Origin of the sequence: Stenotrophomonas sp. HMWF003, assembly GCF_003061285.1 — a bacterium.
In the GTDB taxonomy this organism is placed as follows: domain Bacteria; phylum Pseudomonadota; class Gammaproteobacteria; order Xanthomonadales; family Xanthomonadaceae; genus Stenotrophomonas; species Stenotrophomonas maltophilia_AP.
The window spans coordinates 1-1,942 of the sequence record NZ_QAIW01000256.1; the positions used below are offsets into that span (position 1 = coordinate 1).

A 1,942-nucleotide genomic window follows, 5' to 3' on the forward strand; every position below is an offset into this window, starting at 1 on the left:
GCACGGCACGATGCGCGCGCGCCCGGCCGAGCTGCTGCCCGGCACCGTGCGGGTGATTTCGGTGGGCATGGACTACGGCCATAAGGACGACGCGCAGGCGTGGGACACCCTGCACGACGGCGACCGCGCCTACGTGGCGCGGTACGCGCTGGGCCGCGATTACCACAAGCTGATGCGCAACCGCCTGCAGAAGTTCGCCGATGCGATCGCCGCCGAGATCGGCGCGTTCGGCTACCGGGTGTTCGTCGATTCGGCGCCGGTGCTGGAACGCGCCCTGGCGCGCAATGCCGGGCTGGGCTGGATCGGCAAGCACACCTGCCTGATCGACAAGCAGGGCGGCTCCTGGTTCTTCCTCGGCGAGATCTACATCGACCTGCCGCTGCCGGTGGACACGCCGGCCACCGCGCACTGCGGCACCTGCACGCGCTGCATCGACGTATGCCCCACCCAGGCCATCATCGGCCCGCAGCGGCTGGATGCGCGGCGGTGCATTTCCTACCTGACCATCGAGCACGACGGCGCCATTCCCGAAGACATGCGGCCGCTGATGGGCAACCGCATCTACGGCTGCGACGACTGCCAGCTGGTATGCCCCTGGAACAAGTTCGCGCGGCGCACCGACGAGCCGGACTTCCGCGCCCGCAACGATCTGGATACCGCCTCGCTGGCGCAGCTGTTCGCGTGGGAGGAAGACGAGTTCCTGCGCCGCACCGAAGGCAGCCCGATCCGGCGCAGCGGCCACGAACGCTGGTTGCGCAACATCGCCGTGGCGCTGGGCAATGCCCCCACCAGTGCGCAGACACTGGCGGCACTGGACGCGCGCCGCACGCATGCCTCGCCGATCGTGCGCGAACACGTGGCCTGGGCCCTGCAGCAGCACGCCGCGCGGAACCCCGGCGCATGACGCTTGTGCGACCATGGGCGCCCGTTCGTACCGTTTGACCTGTCCATGGACCGCAGCGCGCAGATCCTCACGCCCAGCCAGCTCAACATCCTGGCCCGCGACCTGCTGGAAGGCGCCTTCCCGCTGATCTGGGTGGAAGCCGAGCTCGGCAGCGTTACCCGCCCGGCTTCGGGGCACATGTACTTCACCCTGAAAGACGCACGCGCGCAGATCCGCGCGGCGTTGTTCAAGCCCAAGAGCCAGTGGCTGAAATTCGTCCCGCGCGACGGCATGCGCGTGCTCGCGCGCGGCCGGCTGACCCTGTACGAAGCGCGGGGCGAGTACCAGCTGGTGCTGGACCACATGGAAGAAGCCGGCGAAGGCGCCCTGCGCCGCGCCTATGAGCAGCTCAAGGCACGGCTGGAGGCCGAGGGCCTGTTCGCCGCCGAGCGCAAGCGGCCGATGCCGGCCCATGTCCGCCGGCTGGCGGTGATCACCTCGCCCACCGGCGCGGCGGTACGCGACGTGCTCAGTGTTCTGGAACGCCGTTATCCGCTGCTGGAAGTAGACCTGCTGCCCAGCCTGGTGCAGGGCGACAGCGCTGCCGCGCAGATCACCGCGCTGCTGCGCGCGGCCGATGCCAGCGGCCGCTACGACGTGATCCTGCTGACCCGCGGCGGTGGCTCGCTGGAAGACCTGTGGGCGTTCAACGACGAGCACCTGGCCCGCGCGATTGCGGCCAGCAGCACCCCGGTGGTGTCTGCGGTGGGCCACGAAACCGACTTCAGCCTGGCCGATTTCGCGGCCGACCTGCGCGCGCCCACGCCGTCGGTGGCGGCCGAGCTGCTGGTGCCCGACAGGCGCGACCTGCAAGTGCAGGTCCGCCGCCTGGCCGCCCGCATGGTGCAGCTGCAGCGCCACGGCCTGGGCCAGGCCATGCAGCGCGCCGACCGCGCCCTGCTGCGCTTGAATGCGCAAGGCCCGCAGGCCCGCCTGCAGTTGCTGCAGCGCCGCCAGCAGGATTTGGGCCGGCGCCTGGACGCGATATGGCGGCAGCAG

The 1,942-nt window shown here is 70.4% G+C and carries 2 protein-coding genes; both read left to right on the forward strand.

The features are described 5' to 3' along the window. Nucleotides 1-904 (forward strand): tRNA epoxyqueuosine(34) reductase QueG (gene queG / locus DBR34_RS10655; protein ID WP_128096770.1); only part of this gene is annotated, 904 nt, incomplete at its 5' end. Between the two features lie 45 nt (nt 905-949). Continuing rightward, nucleotides 950-1,942, forward strand: a 993-nt coding sequence (xseA, locus tag DBR34_RS10660) for an exodeoxyribonuclease VII large subunit (protein ID WP_258223816.1), incomplete at its 3' end; no start/stop codon positions are given.